Annotated in this window: 1 protein-coding gene; it reads right to left on the bottom strand. The window is 72.3% G+C overall.

Annotated features, from left to right (window positions below):
- Positions 1–765 (bottom strand): NAD-dependent DNA ligase LigA (locus tag AC1DVP_RS21315; RefSeq protein ID WP_477185477.1); only part of this gene is annotated, 765 nt, incomplete at both ends.

The raw sequence follows: 765 nt of genomic DNA, 5'->3' as shown, positions 1-765 counted from the left end.
TCGGCATCCAACGCGAAGAGATCGCCCTCGTCGGTGACCACGCCCGCGGTGAGCAGCGCGCCGGCCGCCTCCCAGCCGAGCGCCTCGATGTCGAACGCCCCGCGGGACGCGACGTGGAACAGCCGCTCGCGCAGCTGGGCCGGGCAGGACCGCTGGTTGGGGCAGCGGATGTCGACGTCGCCCTCCTTGGCCGGCGCCAGCGGCGTGCCGCACGACGGGCACTCTGTCGGCATGACGAACGCGCGCTCGGTGCCGTCGCGCAGGTCCACGACCGGCCCGACGATCTCGGGGATCACGTCGCCGGCCTTGCGCAGCACCACGGTGTCGCCGATGAGCACGCCCKTGCGCGCCACCTCGCTCGCGTTGTGCAGCGTCGCCATCTCGACCGTCGACCCCGAGACGAACACCGGCTCCATCACGCCGAACGGCGTCACGCGCCCGGTGCGCCCGACGTTGACGCGGATGTCGAGGAGCTTGGTGTTCACCTCCTCCGGCGGGTMCTTGTACGCGATGGCCCACCGCGGCGCCCGGCTGGTCGAGCCGAGCCGGCGCTGCAGCGCGATCTCGTCGACCTTCATCACGATGCCGTCGATCTCGTGCTCGACGTCGTGCCGGTGCTCGCCGTAGTAGGCGATCATCTCCCGCACGCCGTCCAGCCCCTCGACGATCCGCGTGTGCCCGGAGACCGGCACGCCCCACGACGCCAGCAGGTCGTACACCTGCGACTGCCGCTCGATCCCCGTGCCGCGGCCCGCACCCCACACC

This window comes from Flavobacterium sp. P3_A6, assembly GCF_056403035.1.
This window is presented reverse-complemented; position numbering and strand designations above follow the sequence as displayed.